This window comes from Dechloromonas sp. CZR5 (assembly GCF_008711155.1).
Taxonomy (GTDB): domain Bacteria; phylum Pseudomonadota; class Gammaproteobacteria; order Burkholderiales; family Rhodocyclaceae; genus Azonexus.
On record NZ_VUYQ01000003.1, the window covers coordinates 196,996 to 214,961 of the forward strand.

Here is a 17,966-nt window from a genome sequence, read left to right on the forward strand (position 1 = left end):
CCTCAGTGAAAGTTGGTGACGGTGCAGACAAGTGCACGCAGCGCGCTGACATCGGTGCGGAAGCCGACATACACGTTGCCGGTCGGCGTTTTGCGATAGACAAGGTAGCGCTTGTCCTTCTCGACCACAAAACAGCCGTGGTCGCGGGCGATCTGCTTGGCTTCCTTGAGTACCTGGATGGGGTTACGGGCGGCTGCCATGGTTGCCTCCTGATAGGATGACGGTTTCATTAACGGGGGATGAAAAATGGCTAAGGACGACGCGATGATTCAGGCGGTCAAGCTGATCGTTGGGGCAATTGCGGATCAATTACCGAATCGCCAGGCTCTGATTGATAATCTGCACGCAGTGCTGGCGACAGTTCGGGATGACGGTCTGGCGCCACCGAAGACGATTGAGGTGATACGGTTCGTGATCGACTATCTGCAAGCCGCCGCCGATGTAGATCAACAAAGGTTTCGGCGGCGGGAATAGAAAAACCGGTGCCGCGGATGTATTTGCATCCGTAGCGCATCAGTTCCGTAATGATTCTGAGCGTGATCGCGGTCCATGCGGAGCCGTGATCTTTCTCGCTGCCAAAGCCGAAATATCGGGCAGCTTGCTCCATCGATACCGTCCCGTTTTGCTTGCAGAGCCAGGAAATGGTTTCCGGATCAACTGTGTGCCGATTGCGGCAGGTGGTGACGATGGTTTCCTGATCGCAAACGCATTCGGTTCGGACCGAAGCGCTGCATGTGCAGACGTAAAACTGGTCAGCGTAAGGGAGTTGAAATAGCTTGGCGGGAAGGTCGGACGGTGCTTGTTCCGGAAAATGATCCGCCCAATCGGCACTGACGTCGTAGCGGCTGGTCATATCGCTTCCTTAGATGAAGAAGAGGGAGATGAAGGCGGCGGCTGCAGCGCAGTTCAGGGTGATGAGTAGCTTGATCATGGGTGGCCTCCGAGTGATGTTCGGAGCAAATATCACATACGCGATAATTAATGTCAACGCAAATGCGATATGTCGCCAAAAATAAAAGCCCGGGCTATGCCGGGCTTGCAATCGGGCGGGGCTTTACTGGACTATCGGCAGTCGCGTTCGTAGGCCTCGCGATTGCGCTTCAGTTCAATCTCTTGCTGGGTCAGGCTACGTTGCCATCCGAAATCTTGGTAGCGGGCCACGCCGCGCTGGTTCGACCTGATGTCATACTCCAGATTGCCGCACCGGCTTTTCTTTGCTTGATCGGCAGCGGCCTGCTGGGCGTGCTCAGCGGAAATCTGGTTTTCGATGGCGCGTTGCTGGCCGCGAAAAGCATCGTTTTCACGGCGTTCTATGTTGTTGCGTTGAATTTTTTCGCCGCGCCGGATCAGTTCAGCGTCAATTCTGGCTCGCTCACTGACGTTGTCTTCCAGGGCGCCGACATAACGCGCGCCGGCGGCGCATGGTTGGTCCGAATATTGTGTTTTCCCGTTGATCGTACACTTGTATTGGGCGCACGCTGCCGCAGGCATCAATAGAACGAGGAGGGGAATAAGGCGCATGAAATCTCCTTGTATAAACTTCGCATATGCTATCAGCAAAGAGTGATCGTGAAAAATCACCTATAAGTCATATGATCTTTGTCATACAAATCGGCTGCGGAAGTCCGCTAGCGAAATCACGCGGCCTTTGCTTTAGTTTCTGCTTCTGAAATTTTGCTATGCGCAACCAACAGCCACATTTCCTTTGCGGCGGGTTCAAGGAGTCGGTAACCCTCAATAATGGTCTGCTCTTCTTGGCTCAGTTTGTGAGCGCTTGGTTCGCCCTTACCTGTTTTTAGCCAATATGCAGAGACCCCTAAAGTGTGCGCCACGTCAATTAGGGCGCTTGATTCCTTTGTTCTGGAATCGTTTTCGATTGATGCGACAGTTGATTGAGGGAGTTTTGAATGCCGAACAAGGTCGCTCTGATTCCACCCTTTGTCACTACGAATGCGCTTGACGCGTTGGCCGATCGTTTCCATATCGCAACTGTTATTCATGCGGGTATCGCAAAGGCGTTGACTTGATAAATCGCAATCGCGATAATCGACTCATGAACTGGCAAAAACTTATCTCTGAAATCCTCTCGACAGGGCTTTCTCAGGTCGATATCGGTAAACGCCTCGGTCGATCCCAGGCTTGGGTATCCGCCGTGGTTTCCGGGAAATATCGTGATGTCGGCTGGACCGATGGCGAGGCAATCCGCTCGTTGCATCGAGAAGTCGTTGTCGCAGGCAATTCGCCTGCCGGGCAGGAAGAAGCCAGAAGGGTGGCGTGATGGCGCCTGCGCAGATCCGTTTGAAAGTCGACGCAGCGCCCTTGCAGAGCGCCCTTGACGCCTTGAGTGTGGCCCTTGAATCGGGATCGTTAGAGCTTGAGGGTGATCTTGCGCTTCAGTTGCGCGAGTTGTTCGTTGATGGATCGCTCGATGGCGGAGAGTTGATCCGCATTGACAGTCATCGGCCCGCAGACGGAACAGGCGATTTTCTTCTCTCGCTTGAGCCTTCCGATCTTTTCCTTCAGCTGCTTGCCGCACTGGGGGCAGGGGATCGTGATGATCTGTGAATCGAGTGTGAAGGTCATGGTCGGCCCTTTCGATGGCAATGACGTGTGGAAACTTCATTCTATCGGAATGTGGCCGGCCGCTTTTTGTGGTTGGGTGGCGTGATATGGCGTCCATCAAGAAACCCTCGGTGATGGCTGATCCGCTTCGTTTCGCGCCGCGTCGATTTCATAAAACATGCCTTCGAGCGATGTGCTCGCTTCTGCCGCCAGTGCATCAGATAGACCAGCGAGTAGAAGGTGATTCGTTAATCGGTCCTGCGCTCGGTATTTCAATGCAGCGTATTGCTCAGCTGAGGAAGTTGCGATGAGCGGCGCGCTGGAGACGACCATGGCCCGTAGCGCCAGCATGTCGGCGATGACGACCTGCAGCCTTTCCTGCTGCCTTTCGATGGTGCGTTCAAGGGCGCGCACGCGTCTTTCCAGTTTCACGGCTGGTCCTTTCCGTTCGGGTGTTGAGTCGCATCGTCATTCTAGCGGTCATGGGCTGGCCTCCTTTATCCCCGCGTTGGTTTGTCTCCACCGCTTTCCCGGGCCTTCGGGTCCGGGCTTTTTATTCCATGTGCCTAGTCTGCCTTGTTTCGGGCTGGGTGTTTAGTTAGGAGGTTTGTCATGACTCACCGTGATCCTATCGATGCGCTCCACGCAGTTTTGCTCGGTCTTCCTGGCGGAATTGCCGCCGCAGCAAAGAAGATCGGCCGTTCTCCTGGGACAATGCACAACAAGTTTTCCGAGGCAATAACAACAAATGAGGTGACTGCCCGCGAGGCGTTGGCTCTGGCGGATTACGCGCAGACAACGGTTTATGCCGAAGCGGTCTGCGAGCACTTCGGCGGCGTTTTCATCGTGCTGCCGACCGGTCCGGCAGGTGATGACGATGTGTTGCAGTCCTACCTGGCAATCATTCAACAGATGGGTGAGTTGTCGAAAGAATTTTCCGATGCCCGTGCCGATGGACTTATTGACCCGAAGGAGTTCAGCGCTCTGAAATTGCGAGGGTATCGCACGATTTCGGCGATTCAGCTCATGCTGGCCGAGATTGAAACGACGGTTCGCGAACTGCCGTCCCAACCCCTGGTGTCGGTCAAGAAGGCATCCTGATAATGGCTTCAAGGGGAGGAAAAGCCGGCGGGGGCCGGCGAGAGAAAATCGATTTTGCGCTGCTTGCTGATCGCGCGCTCGGCGCCGTCGATACGTTGCTGGCCAAGTGGCTGCCCAATGGGCATAAGGATGACGGACCGGAGTACAAGTCGGTCAATCCGACACGCAGCGACAGCAAGGAAGGGTCGTTTTCGATCAACACCGTCACCGGCCGCTGGGGCGATTTTGCCGACGATGCGGCCGGCAATGACCTGATTTCGCTGTGTGCCTACCTGTTTCATGATGGTGACCAGATCGCCGCAGCTTACGAAGTGGCCGGCGAGCTGGGCATTGAGTTACCCCCCCGCATGGGTGGCGGCAGCCGTGCCGCAATGCCACCCAACTCTGCAACTCCCCCGGCAGAGAAGACCTCGAAATCGGCCAAGGCTGCAGCCGATGCAGAGGCGCCCAGGAAGCCCGTGACGGAGTGGGTACCGCAACGCACGGCGCCGGCCGATGCGCCTTCGGTGGATGCGGCCCACGTCAAGCGCGGCCTGCCGGAGCGCGTGTGGCATTACCGCGACGCGGATGGCGCAACGCTGGGCTATGTCTATCGCTTCAAGACCAGCGATGGCGGCAAGGCGGTGTTGCCGATCTGTTGGGCCACGCACGCCGGTACCGGCAAGAGCATGTGGCGCTGGATGCACTTCGGTGAGCCGCGGCCGCTGTATGGCCTCGATGTGCTGGCGGAGAGCCCCGAGGCGACGGTGCTGGTGGTGGAGGGTGAGAAGTGCAAGGAAATCGCTTCTTCGATGTTCACCGGGCTGGTGGCGGTGACCTGGCCGGGTGGGACGAACTCGGAGCATAAGGCGGACTGGTCTCCGCTGGCCGGCCGCAAGGTCATCATCTGGCCCGATTGCGATGCGCAGCGAGAGAAGCTGAGCAAGGACGAGAAGGCGCAGGGCGTCGATCCGCTTTCGAAGCCCTTCCTGCCGGAGTCAAAGCAGCCTGGCGTGAAGGCGGCGCTGAAGATCGCGGAGCGCTTGCACGAACTGGATTGCAAGGTCTGGCTGGTGAAGATACCCCAGCCGGGCGAGGTGCCGAACGGCTGGGATGTTGCCGATATGGTCGGGGCAGGCCAGCTTGGCCATGTTGATCGGGAAACGGACGATGCGTGGCTGCGTGGCAATCTGACGCTGTGGGAACCGCCTGCCGATTCACCTCCCGAAACCACTTCCCCCCCTAATAATGCTGCCGCAGGGCGGGAAGAGGAGGGGCCGAACGACTGGTATCGGCGGCTGCTGACGACGCAGCGAGGGGATATCGAGCGGTGCGTGGCGAACGTCTATGACGTGCTGACGAACGACGCGGCGTGGCAGGGCATCATTGCCTTCGACGAGTTCGCGCAGAAGGTCGTCAAGCTGCGACCTGCGCCCTATGTGACGGGCGAGGCCGGGGAGTGGGGCGACCAGGATACGACGCACCTGGCGATCTGGATCACGCGCCGGTACCGCTTTGCGCCCGGCAAGGAGATCGTGGCGCAGGCGGTTGATGCCGTGGCGCGGAATCACATGTTCAACCCGCTTGTGCAGTGGTTGCGCGGCCTTCCTGCGTGGGATGGCGTCAAGCGCATCGGCAGTTGGCTGGAGCGCTATGTGGGTGCGGTGCCGACATCGGCAGACCAGAAGGAATACCTGCGCCTCGCAGGCGGATGGTTCTTGATGGGGATGGTGGCACGGGCGTTGAAGCCGGGCTGCAAATTCGACTACAGCTTGATTCTTGAGGGTGAGCAAGGGGAGAGGAAATCCACCATTTTGGCGGCGCTGGTCGGCGACGATTGGTTTGGTGATTCTGAGCTCGATCTCCACAACAAGGATTCGATGATGGCTATTCAAGGGAAATGGCTGTTTGAGATTCAGGAAATGGGCGCCATGGCCAGATCCGACGAAAAACGGCAGAAAGCCTTCCTTTCCCGCAGGTTTGATGAATTCCGCATACCGTTTGCCACATCGTTCGTAAAGCTGCCGAGACGGCTGGTTTTCTCGGGCACGACGAACGAATGGGAGTGGAACAAAGACCCGACTGGCGGTCGGCGATTCTGGCCGGTTTCAGTTGGTACGCTCGATGTAGAAGGCCTCGTCGAAGCGCGTGAGCAGCTGTTTTCTGAGGCGATGGCGTACTACGAAGCGGGTAAGCGTTACTGGCCGGAAAAGGCTGAACAAAAGAGTTTGTTCGACCCCGAACAGCTGAAGCGTGAGCAGCAGGAAAGCTACGTTGATGCACTGCATGACTGGGTGTATTCGCAGGTGGCGGATTTCAGTATCGCGACGGCTGCTATGGAGGGTCTTATGCTCGACGCTTCGAAGCTGACACGCGACCTGCAGACACGTATCGGAGTGGCCCTGCGCAAGCTGGGGTGCACCAAAGTTGAAAAGCGAAACGGAATGACCCGGTTCTGGTACAAGCCTCCCGAAAGAAATGAGGCAGGATCGTCGAGTGGCGCGCCGGTTTCACAAGCCGAACAGGCGACCAAGGAGGGGGAAATTCGTGCGCCCTTCTGACCCCAAAGTTCCATACCTGTTCCACACCTCGCCGCGAGGTATGGAGCCCGGAAAGCCTTGTGTCGCAATGCTGTTCCATACCTTCCATACCTTCCATACCGTTTTTTCCTGCGCACACGTAGGCGGGCGCGCACACCCGCGTGTACACGCGCGCTCGCACCTCCGTACAGGGCTACAAAAAGGTATGGAAGGTATGGAAGGTATGGAAGAAGGCCGCAGCACAATGGTTTTCAGCTTCCACACCTCTGCCATACCTGATCAAGGTATGGAACCCAAAGGAGAAAATGCATGAGCGAGATCCTCAAGAAGCTGCGTGCCGATTTCGAGATGGTCGCCGAGCACGCCCTGGATCGCAAAGAATGGTCGCAGGACGATTTCAAGGAGTTCGGCGCCGCCATCAAGGCCGCGGCCGATAGCAATGACCTGGCCGTTCTGATCCTGTGGGCCCGCGATATGGCGATCCGTGCCAACCACATCCTGTACAGCGAGATGGTCATCCGCAGTGTCGAGGCCGGGATGCGCGCCCGTATCGAGGCCGACAAGGCGGCCAAGGCGGGCGCCAAGTGATCAGCCTCAAGGTGCGGACCAACTTCGAACGGATCATCCGCGAGTTGGGCGGGCTGCCGGAAGAGTTGGGAAACAAGGCCGCTGCCCGCGCGCTCAATGCGACTGTCGAGCAGGGAAAGATCGAGATGGCTCGCGAGATCAGTCAGACGTATCGACTGACGGTTGCTCAGGTCAAGGAGCGCCTGACCGTCCGCAAGGCTTTCTCTCGCGGCACGTTGTACCTGTCGGCAACCCTCGAAGCCAGCCAGCGTGACTTCGGCCGATCGATGAACCTGATTGCCTTCCTCGAAAGAAGCATTACGTTGGCTCAGTCGAGGAAGCGTATGAAGGCGGGCGAGGGTGGCAGCTATGCGTTGCGCAATGGAGCGATCATCAAGAAGGCGCTGCAGCTTCGATTCCAGATCAAGCGTAGTGGCGGGCAGAAGATGATCCCCGGGGCGTTCGTCGGCAACAAGGGCCGTACCGTGTTTATTCGCGACGGCAAGGCCCGCCTGCCCATCCTGGCATTGAACACTATCGACGTGCCCCAGATGTTCAACGCGCGCCGAATCAATGAGGTCATCCGCAAGGTCATGATCGAGCGATTCGATATCAACCTGCGGCGCGAGGTGAGCTCAGTCCTAAGGGGATTCCTCAAGTGACCCCAGCCCTCCATACAGTCACGGGTCCTTCCCAGCACTTCTCCACACGGCGCGAAACGACCGCAGTTTTTCGCCAGTTTTCTGTTGCCTTAGGAGGTAAGTAACTTGCGCATCGTGGGGCAGGAACAGATTGCCGAGATTTTCGGCGTGGCGCCGAAGACTATCGTGGAGTGGCAAGAGCAGGGCATGCCGATCGCGCAACGCGGGAAGCCTGGCGTGCCGTCGGAATATGAGACAGACGAATGCATCCGCTGGTATGTCGATCGCGAGGTGAAGAAGGTCCAGGGCGAGCGCCCGCAGGATCGTCTGGCGCGCGTCCAGGCCGACAAGATCGAGCTCGAGCTGGCGGAGAAGCGCGGCGTTCTGCTGCCGGCCGATCAGATCGAGCCGAAGCTACGGGCGGCCATGGTTGCGGCCCGGGAGATGTGGCGGAACGAGCCGTCGCGCCTGGCGCGCGAAGTGCCGGGGAAGCCCATCAAGGAAATCGAGGATCTGCTGGCCAAGTCGTATGAGGCCTTCCTCATCAAGCTGGCGCATTGGCAGAGTGCGCAGGTCGTGGAAGAGGAAGGAGAAGAGTGATGAGTCGAGATTCAATGTTGGGCAAGGCGCGCGTGCTCTCAAAGGCTGAGGCTGATGTCTTGGATGAGCGTACTCGCCAGCAGATTGTCGAGGGATGGACTCCGGAGCATGACGATCAGCATAGCCAAGGAGAACTTTCCAGAGCGGCTGGAAGCTATGCGCTCAATGCTGGCGCTGCTATTCACTTCGGTACTACCGACACCTCGATTTGCGAAACCGCTCCGTATGGCTGGCCTTGGGACGAAAAATGGTGGAAACCGACCAATAGCCGACGTGACCTGGTCAAAGCCGGCGCCCTGATCCTGGCCGAGATCGAGCGCATTGATCGAGTAGAAAAGCTGAAGGCTGCTGACCAGACATTTGATCGTGGTGGCCGGCGGAATGAAAACAACGAAGGCGATCTCGTTTGCAATTGATCTGAATTGAGATCCGAAAAACCATGACCTCCGCCGTCCAATTTCGCACCCGCGATGCTTACGACCTGCCTGGTGATCATGGCTGGGCGGCGGCTGCGCTGGATGCGATGTTGGAGCGGGTGTTTGCTGAGCTGGAGCCGCCGAAGCCGCTGTCGATTGTCGAGTGGGCGGAGACGTACCGGGTCCTGAGCCGGGAAGAGACCAACGATTACGCGGGTGCGTATGACCTGGAGAACACCCCGGCGCTACGCGGCATCCTTGCGGAGTGCGATCCGACGAAGAATCGGCGGGTGATCGTGCAGAAGTCGGCTCAGCTTGGCTACACGGCCGGCGTGGTGTGCAACGTGCTCGGCTATCACGTCCATTGGGAACCCTGCGTCCAGGTCGTGATGTTCCCGCGGGAGAAGTCGGCCAAGGACTTCGATGCCGAGAAGTTCTCGCCGATGGTGCGGTCGACGCCGGAGTTGGCCCGTCGCATTCGCCTGAAGTCGCGCAGCGATGGTAACAGCGCCACCCGCAAGCATTACCCGGGCGGCCTGATCAAGCTGGTGGCGTCGAACTCGCCCTCGGATGTGAAATCCACCTCGGCCAAGATCCGCATCGTCGAGGAACCGGACGATACCAACAAGGACGTCAAGGGGCAGGGCAACGCGATCGCCCTGCTGCGGGAGCGCGGCAAGACCATCCGCAACAACTTCGAGCTGATCGGTGGCTCGCCGACGGCGAAGGGCGCCTCCGAGATCGAGAAGGAGATGCGCACCACCGACCAGCGCCGCTTCATGGTCGCCTGCCACGACTGCGGCGAGCGCCACGAGGTCGAGTGGGCGCAGGTCGTTATCCCCGGACTGAACCTGACCGCCGAGGAACTGGCCACTTCTGATATCGACACCCGTTTTCCCGAGCGCGAAGTGTATGGCCGGGCCCGGCATGAGGATGCCTACTACGTTTGCCCGCACTGCGGCTCGGTATGGTCTGACGACGAGCGCATTGCCAACATCCGCACCGCTGCTCGCGTCGCGCCGTACTACGGTTGGGAACCGACCGCCGATAGCCCGGACCCCGGCTTCTACTGCAACGAACTGCAGAGCGTTTTCGACGGCAGCCGCGTGCCGGTGCTTGCCGAGAAATATCTACGTGCCCTGCACCTGATGGAGCATGGTGACCCGACGGAAATGGTCGCCTTCGAAAACTCCACGCGCGGCCGTTGCTGGGAATACTCCGGTGAACTGCCGGAAGAGGAGGAACTGCGCAAGCGTGCCGAGAAGTACGCCGAATGGACTGTTCCGGCCGGCGGCATGGTTCCGCTGCTGTCGGTCGACGTGCAGCACGATCGCCTGGCTGTTTCTTGCTGGGTCATCGGTCGCGGCGAGGAAATGTGGTGCGCCTACTGGGGCGAGGTTTACGGCCAGACAGTCGTTGCGCATCAGGGCGCGTGGCTCGAGCTCGAGCAGCTGCTGACCCAGACCGTCGGTACGCCGAGCGGCGTTCGGCTGATGATCGCCGCTTGCGGCATTGACTGTTCGGACGGCCAGACCAGCGATGCCTCCTATGCCTTCGTTCGCAAGCACAACCGCCAGTCGCGACCGGTGCTGGCACTGAAGGGCGCGCCGGACGATGTCGGTCGTGTGGAAATCTGGACCCCGCCCAAGAAGATCGACCCGAATCGCAAGAGTACCAAGGCGAGCAAGTTCGGCATCCAGATCAATCAGGTCGGTACCGCCAAAGCCAAGGACCTCATCCTCGGTTGGGCGCAGGAAGGCGGCCGGATTCGCCTGCCGGGCAGCGGGGCAGGGCGCATGCACTGGTACGACGGCATCCGCGATGACTTCTACGAGCAGATGCTTTCCGAGATCAAGATCCCTGACCGTAGAAATCCGAAGCTGCGGAAATGGAAGCCGCGCACCGACCGCCGCAACGAAGCGCTCGACTGCGCCGTGTATGCGCTCTACCTGTCGCGTCACCTCCGCCTGCACCTGCGCCGCCCTGGGCAATGGGACCTCGACGAGCTGCGGCTGCGGCAGGGCACGCTGATCGATTCCCCGGCGCCAGCTGATTCATCGGGTTCAATGAACGAGACGGCGGACGAGGATTCGCCAGAAACCGAGGCGGTCGACGAGGCTGTCGAGACGGTGCAAACGTCTGCACCGGTGGCGACTCCCGTGCCTTCGCCAATTGTTTCGCCAAAACCCCCCGCGCCTGCTCCTGCGGTTTCTTTTGCCGGGAGCGGTATTTCGTTGTCCGGCTGGAGACGTGGTCAATGAGCGGCGATCTGATCAGCGAGTTGATCAACCGCATGCTGGCTGCTCATCAGGAAGGCAGGCTGACCCGCGAAAACGCCTTGCGCATCGAGCAGGAATTCCGTCGCGAATTCAACGGCGCCGAGTGCTACATCAAGGAACGGACCGAAGTTACCGTAGTGAAGAAGCAGGAAGCTGTGGTCAGTGCTTACCTCGCTGGCGAACCAGTGGATCGCATAACCAAGGAAAACGGTATCAGCCGGGCAACCCTGTACCGTTATCTGAAGCGCTGATCGTCTCAGTTTTCCCTAAAAATGAGACAGCCCCGTCGCTAATCTCCGGCCATCACACGGAGGTTCCATGGCCGGTATCACGCTTGCGCAAGCCGAAGCAAAACTCACCCTGTATCTGGACGCCCTGGACAAGATCGTCCTGAAGCAGAAGGTTGAAATCGACGGCCAGGCGCTGACCCGGGCCAATCTTGCCGATGTCCAGAATGCCGTCACGTATTGGGATGCGAAGGTCAAGGAACTTTCCGCCAAGGCATCCGGGCGCGGCCGCATGCGCACCCTTACTCCTCGAGGCTGACCATGGCAAAACGCACCTCGCGACGCCACGAAAAGGCTGCCAATCTGGCGATCCGCACGCAGGCCATGCAAAAAATGGCCATGGCCCTGTCGGGTGGCGCCTACCACGGCGCCAGCAATATGCGGCCTGGGCTGGCCGGCTGGTCTCCCCGCTCCGGCGATTCCGACAGCGACACCCTGCGCGACCTGCCGACCCTGCGCGCCCGTTCGCGTGATTTGGTCCGCAACTCGCCGCTCGCCGGCGGCGCGATCAACACGCAAGTCACCAATGTTGTCGGTACCGGCTTGGCCGTGCAGCCATCTCCGAACCAGGAGCTGCTTGGCTTGAGCGATGAAGAGGCCGCCGCCTGGGCGAGCCATACCGATCAGCAGTTCAAGATATTTGCCGAATCGATCACCTGCGATGTCACCCGACATCAGAATTTCTACGGCCTGCAGGACCTGGCCTTCCGCTCGGCCCTGGAGTCCGGCGACACTTTCGCCGTGCTGCCGGAACTGAAACGACCGGATGTTCCGTACAAGCTGGCCATTCAGTTGGTCGAGGCCGATCGCATAAGCAACCCGTATCTGAAACCGGATACCAGCCGGCTGACCGCCGGCGTCGAGATGGACGAGTGGGGAGCGGCGGTCGCCGCCCATATCTGCAGCCATCACCCAGGCTCGATCACCAACCGCGCCACCTGGCGCTGGTCGCGCGTGGCCTACTACGGCAGCAGCACCGGCCGGCGCAATGTCGTGCATCTGTTCGACCGTCGCCGTATCAGTCAGGTACGCGGCATCCCGATGCTGGCACCGGTCATTGAGCCGCTGAAGCAATTGCAGCGCTATACCGATGCCGAGCTGCAGGCCGCCGTGATCTCCGGCATGTTCGCCGTGTTCATCAAAATGGACAGCGAAGCCTTCCATGAAATGTTCGATGCCGACAGCAAGGACACCTACCTTCAGAACAGCATGAAATGGGATGGCTCGATGGACGGCTCGCTCGACGGCGCCGGCAAGGCCATCAACCTGCTGCCCGGGGAGTCTGTCGAGTCCGCCAGCCCGGGCCGCCCGAATGCGCTGTTCGATCCCTTCGTGCAGGCCATCATCCGCCAGATCGGCGTCGCGCTCGAAATGCCCTTCGAGGTGCTGATCAAGCACTTCACCTCCAGCTACTCCGCTGCCCGTGCCGCCTTGCTCGATGCCTGGCGATTCTTCAAAAAGCGTCGGGAATGGCTGGCCACCTATTTCTGCCAGCCCATCTACGAGACCTGGCTGGAAGAAGCCGTCGCCACCGGCCGCATCCGGGCGCCCGGCTTCTTTGCCGACCCGATCATTCGAAAGGCCTGGTGTCATGCTTTGTGGATCGGCGACGGGCCCGGCAGCATCGATCCCGAGAAGGAAGTCAATGCCGCCGAGAAGCGCATCAATGTCGGCATCAGCACCGTCGCGGCCGAGAGCTTGCTGCATGACGGTATCGACTGGCGCGTCAAGCACAAGCAGCGCGTCGTCGAGGTTGATGCCCGTCGCGAACATGGCCTCGATGCCGTTGGCCAGCCTGCAGCCGCGCCAGCCGTCGAACCGGACAGCGATGACCAGGCTGATCAGAAAACAAAAACCGACAAGCCGCAGATGCTGCTTCATCTGCACAATCATCTTCCGCCTGCCGCTGCACCACAGATCAGCGTGGCCGCGCCGTCGGTCGAAGTTGCCGTCGAGGCCATCATGCCGGAGCAGCCGACGCCGAACGTCACGGTCGAAGCCGTAATGCCGAAGGCCGATGCGCCGAGTATCACTGTCGAAGTATCGCCGACACCGGTCACGCTTGAAGCCACCATCGAGACGCCGCCGGCCCAAGTAGTCGTGCAGCATCCGGTCGCCGCTCGCCAGACCGTAGAGCGCGATGCGGCCTCGCAGGAAATCGTTGCAACCGTCACGGCCTATCAGTTCGATGGGCTGCCTGACATTCCGAATGGGGATGGCTGATGACCTATATTTCGAATGCGCTCGCCATTATCGGTGCGGGATTTATCGTGCTCTTGATTGCTGGCCTGTTGATGAACGGAAAGCAGTGCGCTATTTCGCTCGATCAGTTCGTCGGTACCTGCCTGCGGCGAGGCCACATGGCCGACGAGACCATTAGCGCCTGGGCGCATCGCTGCCAGCATCATCGCCTGGAGCGCTTCATCAACTGGATATTTCGCGATCCGAACCACTGCGCATTGGCCTATGTGAGCGAGATGCGCGGCGACCAAAATGCCCGGGAGTACCGCCGTGGCTGAATGGATCGTTCAGGATCGTAAAACCGGCAAAGTCGTGCATGTCTATCCGGCTGATGACGCGACGGATTTCGAACAGTTCCCGTTCTCGCGATACAACCACATTCCGCACAAACCTGAAGACGCACCGGCGCCGCAGCGTGAAATCACTGGCGTTTCTTACCTGCGCCGTTTTTCCCAGGAAGAGCGGATCGCCATCCGGGACGCGGCTAAAACAAGCTCGGTGCTTGACGACTACCTGAAGCTGCTCGATGCCACAATTGCACAGGGAGGCGTCATCAATCTCGATGATCCCGACACGGTTGCCGCCGTCAACCTGCTTGAGCAGTCCGGTCTTCTGGCGCCCGGTCGAGCCGCCGAGGTGCTTGCCTAAATGGCAAAGGTCTATTCCTGCGTTGTCTGGGGCGGCTTGACGGGAAAATCCGTCACGATCAACGCGACAACCGACCTCGTCTCTCTGACGGACCACGGAACACGGAACGGTAAAGGCCTTCAGTTCGCGTCGGGCACATTGCCGAGTGTCGCCGGTGCTGCGCTTGCGCTCAACACGACCTACTACACGAAGTGGATCAGCACATCCACATTCGAGCTGTATTACGACGCTAGCCTGACTTCGAAGATCGATTTCACGTCGACCGGTGCTGGGCTGATTCTCAAGTCGGCCTTGTGGATGGGGCTCTCAACGGCGCAAAAAGCTCGCTATGGTACTGCGGGGTCTGAGCGTGCTTACGCTTCGATGGCGGCCGCAAATTTAGCCCGCTCCACGAACTCCCTGCCGGGTGACGAAGATGTCATCGAGTTCATTGAGGCTTTCGACGATTTCGTCACGGCGGCGATGAATCTTTCCTACGGCCTGGCCGATACCACGCTTTGGACCAGCACGATGGATGGCGTGCGCACCGAGGCATTTCACGGCGGATTTCCAGGCCTCGGCTACACTCTGACGACAACCGGTGCAGGTTGCTGGTATCACGGCGGCAACAACATCACGACAGACGGCCTTGAGTTCTGCCGCAACAACGCGACTTCTGCCGCGACGTTTTGCATCGCGCCATCCGGCTCGAATAGCTACGTTCAAAAGTGCATCGTCAGGCAGACTGGAAGCGGCGGCAGTCAGGGGATCAACGTCGGTGGCCCGTGCTACATCCTGAACTGCATCGTCATTGGATTCACCGGAACCTACGGCGGAATCTACTGGAACGGCAATAGCGGATCGACCATTGCGCATTGCCTGGTCGTCAAGGGCGGAACGGGTATCACCGGCTCTGCGAGTTGTTCCGCGTCTGTCTATAACACGGTGTCTGTCGGCAATACGCTGAATTGGGGGGCTTCGCCGACCTACACGGCCAGCCGATTCCGTGGAAACATCGGCCAGACGACCGACAAGCTGTCGTTCGCGGTTACGCCCGGTACAACCACGATGACATGCGGAGGAACACCAAACCTCGCTATCAATCAGCCGGTCATGTTCGACACAACCGGATCGCTGCCGACCGTCGGCGGCGTTGCCCTTGATCCTAGCAAGGTCTATTACATCCGCTCGGTGACCGGAAATAACGTCACGATTGCAACGACCTACAACGGCGTTGCGCTGACGTTCAATGGTGCTGGTACTGGAACGCACAATCTCCGTCTGGTGTGGGCAACCTACGAGGCCGTGAACGCATGGATTGACATGACGGACCCGTCGCTTGTCTTCAAGGATTACGCGAACAACGATTTCCGGCCAGCCGGGACCGGTGCCACCCCGGCCGCGCAAGCGAAGATGGTCGACTATTCGATTGTCACGGCGCTGGTTAATCTGGCATCAGACATCGGCGACAACGAGCGGCCGAACTACAACAACGGCGGCGCCGAGTACAAGGATGCCGGACCGTTCGAATACGACCGTGGGTATGGTCCAAGGCCCGCGTCCGGCACGATCGCCTTGACCAACATCATCAGCGGATCGCGGGTTCTGATCACCAAGGCAATCGGCGGAACCGTGCTGTACAACGACGTTCCGGGTACTTCGCTCAGTTTCAACACGTCGCACATCGGCGATTTCAACGTGATCGTGCGCAAGGCAACCGCTTCTCCCTTTTATCGTGAGTTTCAGGCATCCGGTACGACGGTTGCCGACCAGACCACGACCATTAAATGTCTGCAGCAACTTGATGAGTGACCGCCATGGCAATCAACGCAACTGACTTCACAATCGACGCCTCTGGAAACATCCGGCAAGCGACCGCATTCGTGCCGGGAACGCATTCTCGTTACTCGACGCTCGAGCTGCATGCCTGGTTGCAAGACCTGGCGGACAACTCGGCGCCGGCCGGTGACGATCTGGTATCCATCCTCGGTAACAATCCTTCCGAGCTGGCCGGTAAGCGAAATGCTTCCCGCCCGATGGCACTGACCCTGCTGCCGAATTTCAATATCAACGATGCGACGGCGCAGTGGTTCAAGTTCGGATCCATCGAGCAGAACAGCGGAAACGATCTCTATACCGGCTTGAAAGTTCTGGGCTCGCTGGTGGCCTCCAGCCCGATCTACATCATTCAGAACGCGGCCAAGATCACGAAATATTGGCAGGATGCCGACGCGGCAAACTTCCAGATTCTGGTCAAGGCGAAGTCCGGCGGCGCGCTGATCGATTCGGGAAACATCACGGTTTTTTCTCGAAAGTACGGCCAGACCTATTCGCATTTCGATGTGAATCTGGCGGCTGGTGGCGAACAGGCTGCAGCGCTTTCCACGTCGATCGATGGCAACGTCGATACCGGCACGATGACCCCGGCAGTCTGCGCCAGCTACTTCGCCACGGCTATCGGTGGTACGGGGGGTGGCACGCCAAAAATCACGCTGGCCTACGGCGACACCACACAAGACCTCGGCGGAGGGCAAGGAGCGCTGCTGCACAAGGGCACGATCACGCTCGACGGTTCGATCACGCTGGCACAAGCTTATCAGGCATTGATGTGGGCATGCTCGGAATCCAGCACGATCAATTTCAACGCGATTCCTGGCTGGCGATACCGGGTGTTGCCGGGGCAGGCCTACGCCGAAAACATCGCCGCGCCGTTCGGAACATTCGCCGGTGGCAAGTGGTTCGTCGCGCAAGGCTGGTGGTTGACTGGCGTTCAGGCGGCTGACTCGAAAAACTACCAGCTTGTCTCGCATACCGGCGTGACCGAAACACCGCCGACTTCCATCGCGGTCCAGATCGGTGGCGTGGTGGCGGGTGACTATGTGCTGGTTGGTCGTGACAACGGCTCAGGAGGAATCCTCGATACTGAATATACGGTCAGCGGTTCCTCTGGCGCGACCTCGATCACTGTCACCGGCCTGAAGGCCGATACCCCGGCATCCGGCGTGATCCGTATTGACGGTGACCGCTACATCTACACGGGGTGGAGCGGAACGACCGTTTCCGGCCTGGCACCCGCGTTGTCCAAGACCTATACCAACCGCCCGGCGTTCATTCCGCTGATCGATGCCGTGGCATCCGGTCCGACGATCAACTCCGCCCAGATGCAGTTCGGTAGCAATTTCACCTGTCGCTATCGCGTGCGGAACGGCGGTGGCTCGCCCATCGTACCGTTTGAGTCGACACTGGCCGTCACGTCCAACGGTGGCAGCGGCACGGCCGTGCGCAACGCCGACCAATAAGGGATGTCATGACGATCACTGTCGACTGGCAGACCAGGATCATCAACAGCACGGCTTCCATTCCCGATCTGCCGGCATTTCACGCCGTGTTGCGCGACCTTGAGGATGACGCGACCGGCGCGATTTACCCGGTGACTCACACCTGGAAGGCGCTGGACCTCGGTGGCGGCGCATTCATGTACCAGCTGGACCTGATCAACGGCTATCAGCTGAAGTTTCCGAATGCCGGAAACTACACGATCAGCGGCAATCTCAATGCCGTCATCGTCCCGGCTCCCGGCGTCTATGTCGAGCGCAATCGCAGTGTGGCCTATGTCACCACGGCAGTCGGTGGCAGCGGCCCCAACGCTGAAGATATCGCTGCCGCAGTCTGGTCGCACACGCAGGCAGTGGAACTTGCCAACCGGCTTGCCGAAGCCTGGGCGCGCCTTGGCCTTGATCCGTCAAGGCCTTTGATGCAGAACGAAACGCAGATCAGCTTCGGTGCGGTGCTCATGGCGCTGAGCGAGGCAGGTGGTGCGGTTACCGTGACGCGGCAGTAATGCTCTCATCGCGCGCCATCGCAACGCTCGGCATCGGCCATGGTGCCGCCGCGGTGGCCCGGCTTGGCCTGTGGCCGGTCGGTATCGTCGAACAGCCGGGCGGTGCTGAGCCCATCCAGCCCGGGGCGTTTGCTCCCTTGTCGCGTGCCTCGTCGACCATTTCCAGCCCGTTCAAGCGGCGTACCAAAAAGCGCCGCGAAGAGGAACTGCTGCTGCTCTAGCGCGGTTCGTCTCAGTTTTCCCTAAAAATGAGACACCCAACTCCCTAATCTGCGATCAGTTCAA

23 protein-coding genes are annotated in these 17,966 nt (G+C 59.5%); 17 read left to right on the forward strand and 6 right to left on the reverse strand.

Features of this window, described 5'->3' with window-relative positions:
• Nucleotides 1-2 precede the first annotated feature (2 nt).
• From F1002_RS09775 to F1002_RS09790, 4 genes are all read right to left on the reverse strand, one after another.
• On the reverse strand, nucleotides 3-200 hold the full coding sequence (locus F1002_RS09775) for a hypothetical protein (protein ID WP_150428847.1): 198 nt from the start codon (nucleotides 198-200) through the stop codon (nucleotides 3-5).
• A gap of 77 nt (nucleotides 201-277) precedes the next feature.
• Nucleotides 278-853: a hypothetical protein gene (locus tag F1002_RS09780; protein ID WP_150428848.1), complete on the reverse strand. Its 576-nt coding sequence runs from the start codon at nucleotides 851-853 to the stop codon at nucleotides 278-280.
• Nucleotides 854-1,062: 209 nt separating this feature from the next.
• Nucleotides 1,063-1,521 carry a DUF4124 domain-containing protein gene (locus F1002_RS09785; protein WP_150428849.1) on the reverse strand — a complete coding sequence of 153 codons (459 nt, stop codon included), beginning with the start codon at nucleotides 1,519-1,521 and terminating at the stop codon, nucleotides 1,063-1,065.
• Between the two features lie 116 nt (nucleotides 1,522-1,637).
• Nucleotides 1,638-2,000 carry a helix-turn-helix transcriptional regulator gene (locus F1002_RS09790; protein WP_150428850.1) on the reverse strand — a complete coding sequence of 121 codons (363 nt, stop codon included), beginning with the start codon at nucleotides 1,998-2,000 and terminating at the stop codon, nucleotides 1,638-1,640.
• A gap of 53 nt (nucleotides 2,001-2,053) precedes the next feature.
• On the opposite strand from F1002_RS09790, the gene F1002_RS09795 reads away from it, so the two are divergent.
• Complete coding sequence (locus F1002_RS09795; RefSeq protein ID WP_150428851.1) at nucleotides 2,054-2,278, forward strand: hypothetical protein; 225 nt, start codon at nucleotides 2,054-2,056, stop codon at nucleotides 2,276-2,278.
• 89 nt (nucleotides 2,279-2,367) lie between these two features.
• On the opposite strand, the gene F1002_RS09800 is transcribed toward F1002_RS09795, so the two are convergent.
• Complete coding sequence (locus tag F1002_RS09800; RefSeq protein WP_150428852.1) at nucleotides 2,368-2,583, reverse strand: hypothetical protein; 216 nt, start codon at nucleotides 2,581-2,583, stop codon at nucleotides 2,368-2,370.
• Between the two features lie 96 nt (nucleotides 2,584-2,679).
• Complete coding sequence (locus F1002_RS09805; RefSeq protein WP_150428853.1) at nucleotides 2,680-2,976, reverse strand: hypothetical protein; 297 nt, start codon at nucleotides 2,974-2,976, stop codon at nucleotides 2,680-2,682.
• A 198-nt stretch (nucleotides 2,977-3,174) separates the two neighbouring features.
• Here F1002_RS09805 and F1002_RS09810 point away from each other — a divergent pair, with 198 nt between their 5' ends.
• From F1002_RS09810 to F1002_RS09880, 16 genes are all read left to right on the forward strand, one after another.
• Nucleotides 3,175-3,663 (forward strand): phage regulatory CII family protein, encoded by a 489-nt coding sequence (locus F1002_RS09810; RefSeq protein WP_150428854.1) that lies wholly within the window; start codon nucleotides 3,175-3,177, stop codon nucleotides 3,661-3,663.
• A 2-nt stretch (nucleotides 3,664-3,665) separates the two neighbouring features.
• The gene (locus F1002_RS09815; RefSeq protein ID WP_150428855.1) at nucleotides 3,666-6,203 is read left to right on the forward strand and encodes a virulence-associated E family protein; all 2,538 of its coding nucleotides are present in this window, start codon (nucleotides 3,666-3,668) and stop codon (nucleotides 6,201-6,203) included.
• A 288-nt stretch (nucleotides 6,204-6,491) separates the two neighbouring features.
• Nucleotides 6,492-6,770 carry a hypothetical protein gene (locus tag F1002_RS20960; RefSeq protein ID WP_191090359.1) on the forward strand — a complete coding sequence of 93 codons (279 nt, stop codon included), beginning with the start codon at nucleotides 6,492-6,494 and terminating at the stop codon, nucleotides 6,768-6,770.
• Complete coding sequence (locus F1002_RS09820; RefSeq protein WP_191090360.1) at nucleotides 6,767-7,411, forward strand: phage tail protein; 645 nt, start codon at nucleotides 6,767-6,769, stop codon at nucleotides 7,409-7,411. Before F1002_RS20960 ends, F1002_RS09820 begins: the two co-directional genes overlap by 4 nt.
• Nucleotides 7,412-7,525: 114 nt before the next feature.
• Nucleotides 7,526-7,990 (forward strand): terminase small subunit, encoded by a 465-nt coding sequence (locus F1002_RS09825; RefSeq protein ID WP_223879570.1) that lies wholly within the window; start codon nucleotides 7,526-7,528, stop codon nucleotides 7,988-7,990.
• A complete protein-coding gene (locus tag F1002_RS09830) occupies nucleotides 7,990-8,406 on the forward strand; it encodes a hypothetical protein (protein WP_150428858.1) in 417 nt (138 codons plus the stop codon). Before F1002_RS09825 ends, F1002_RS09830 begins: the two co-directional genes overlap by 1 nt.
• A 23-nt stretch (nucleotides 8,407-8,429) precedes the next feature.
• A complete protein-coding gene (locus F1002_RS09835; protein ID WP_150428859.1) occupies nucleotides 8,430-10,667 on the forward strand; it encodes a terminase gpA endonuclease subunit in 2,238 nt (745 codons plus the stop codon).
• A complete protein-coding gene (locus F1002_RS09840; protein ID WP_150428860.1) occupies nucleotides 10,664-10,936 on the forward strand; it encodes a helix-turn-helix domain-containing protein in 273 nt (90 codons plus the stop codon). The genes F1002_RS09835 and F1002_RS09840 overlap by 4 nt, the downstream gene beginning before the upstream one ends.
• 67 nt (nucleotides 10,937-11,003) lie before the next feature.
• The gene (locus F1002_RS09845; RefSeq protein ID WP_150428861.1) at nucleotides 11,004-11,231 is read left to right on the forward strand and encodes a hypothetical protein; all 228 of its coding nucleotides are present in this window, start codon (nucleotides 11,004-11,006) and stop codon (nucleotides 11,229-11,231) included.
• 2 nt (nucleotides 11,232-11,233) lie between these two features.
• A complete protein-coding gene (locus tag F1002_RS09850) occupies nucleotides 11,234-13,195 on the forward strand; it encodes a phage portal protein (protein ID WP_150428862.1) in 1,962 nt (653 codons plus the stop codon).
• Nucleotides 13,195-13,491 (forward strand): hypothetical protein, encoded by a 297-nt coding sequence (locus F1002_RS09855; protein WP_150428863.1) that lies wholly within the window; start codon nucleotides 13,195-13,197, stop codon nucleotides 13,489-13,491. Before F1002_RS09850 ends, F1002_RS09855 begins: the two co-directional genes overlap by 1 nt.
• On the forward strand, nucleotides 13,484-13,861 hold the full coding sequence (locus F1002_RS09860) for a hypothetical protein (protein ID WP_150428864.1): 378 nt from the start codon (nucleotides 13,484-13,486) through the stop codon (nucleotides 13,859-13,861). Before F1002_RS09855 ends, F1002_RS09860 begins: the two co-directional genes overlap by 8 nt.
• Entirely contained in the window at nucleotides 13,862-15,652 is a 1,791-nt protein-coding gene (locus F1002_RS09865; RefSeq protein WP_150428865.1) for a hypothetical protein, read from the forward strand. It begins immediately after the preceding gene.
• Nucleotides 15,653-15,657: 5 nt separating this feature from the next.
• Nucleotides 15,658-17,139 (forward strand): hypothetical protein, encoded by a 1,482-nt coding sequence (locus tag F1002_RS09870; protein WP_150428866.1) that lies wholly within the window; start codon nucleotides 15,658-15,660, stop codon nucleotides 17,137-17,139.
• Between the two features lie 8 nt (nucleotides 17,140-17,147).
• Entirely contained in the window at nucleotides 17,148-17,681 is a 534-nt protein-coding gene (locus F1002_RS09875) for a hypothetical protein (protein WP_150428867.1), read from the forward strand.
• Complete coding sequence (locus tag F1002_RS09880; RefSeq protein WP_150428868.1) at nucleotides 17,681-17,902, forward strand: hypothetical protein; 222 nt, start codon at nucleotides 17,681-17,683, stop codon at nucleotides 17,900-17,902. Before F1002_RS09875 ends, F1002_RS09880 begins: the two co-directional genes overlap by 1 nt.
• Nucleotides 17,903-17,966: the final 64 nt, after the last annotated feature.

Bases quoted from the DNA above. Each gene is read 5' to 3' on its own strand.
- F1002_RS09775 (WP_150428847.1), bottom strand. From the start codon at position 200: ATGGCAGCCGCCCGTAACCCCATCCAGGTACTCAAGGAAGCCAAGCAG.
- F1002_RS09780 (WP_150428848.1), bottom strand. From the start codon at position 853: ATGACCAGCCGCTACGACGTCAGTGCCGATTGGGCGGATCATTTTCCG.
- F1002_RS09785 (WP_150428849.1), bottom strand. From the start codon at position 1,521: ATGCGCCTTATTCCCCTCCTCGTTCTATTGATGCCTGCGGCAGCGTGC.
- F1002_RS09790 (WP_150428850.1), bottom strand. From the start codon at position 2,000: ATGAATAACAGTTGCGATATGGAAACGATCGGCCAACGCGTCAAGCGC.
- F1002_RS09795 (WP_150428851.1), top strand. From the start codon at position 2,054: ATGAACTGGCAAAAACTTATCTCTGAAATCCTCTCGACAGGGCTTTCT.
- F1002_RS09800 (WP_150428852.1), bottom strand. From the start codon at position 2,583: ATGACCTTCACACTCGATTCACAGATCATCACGATCCCCTGCCCCCAG.
- F1002_RS09810 (WP_150428854.1), top strand. From the start codon at position 3,175: ATGACTCACCGTGATCCTATCGATGCGCTCCACGCAGTTTTGCTCGGT.
- F1002_RS09815 (WP_150428855.1), top strand. From the start codon at position 3,666: ATGGCTTCAAGGGGAGGAAAAGCCGGCGGGGGCCGGCGAGAGAAAATC.
- F1002_RS20960 (WP_191090359.1), top strand. From the start codon at position 6,492: ATGAGCGAGATCCTCAAGAAGCTGCGTGCCGATTTCGAGATGGTCGCC.
- F1002_RS09830 (WP_150428858.1), top strand. From the start codon at position 7,990: ATGAGTCGAGATTCAATGTTGGGCAAGGCGCGCGTGCTCTCAAAGGCT.
- F1002_RS09835 (WP_150428859.1), top strand. From the start codon at position 8,430: ATGACCTCCGCCGTCCAATTTCGCACCCGCGATGCTTACGACCTGCCT.
- F1002_RS09840 (WP_150428860.1), top strand. From the start codon at position 10,664: ATGAGCGGCGATCTGATCAGCGAGTTGATCAACCGCATGCTGGCTGCT.
- F1002_RS09845 (WP_150428861.1), top strand. From the start codon at position 11,004: ATGGCCGGTATCACGCTTGCGCAAGCCGAAGCAAAACTCACCCTGTAT.
- F1002_RS09850 (WP_150428862.1), top strand. From the start codon at position 11,234: ATGGCAAAACGCACCTCGCGACGCCACGAAAAGGCTGCCAATCTGGCG.
- F1002_RS09855 (WP_150428863.1), top strand. From the start codon at position 13,195: ATGACCTATATTTCGAATGCGCTCGCCATTATCGGTGCGGGATTTATC.
- F1002_RS09865 (WP_150428865.1), top strand. From the start codon at position 13,862: ATGGCAAAGGTCTATTCCTGCGTTGTCTGGGGCGGCTTGACGGGAAAA.
- F1002_RS09870 (WP_150428866.1), top strand. From the start codon at position 15,658: ATGGCAATCAACGCAACTGACTTCACAATCGACGCCTCTGGAAACATC.
- F1002_RS09875 (WP_150428867.1), top strand. From the start codon at position 17,148: ATGACGATCACTGTCGACTGGCAGACCAGGATCATCAACAGCACGGCT.
- F1002_RS09880 (WP_150428868.1), top strand. From the start codon at position 17,681: ATGCTCTCATCGCGCGCCATCGCAACGCTCGGCATCGGCCATGGTGCC.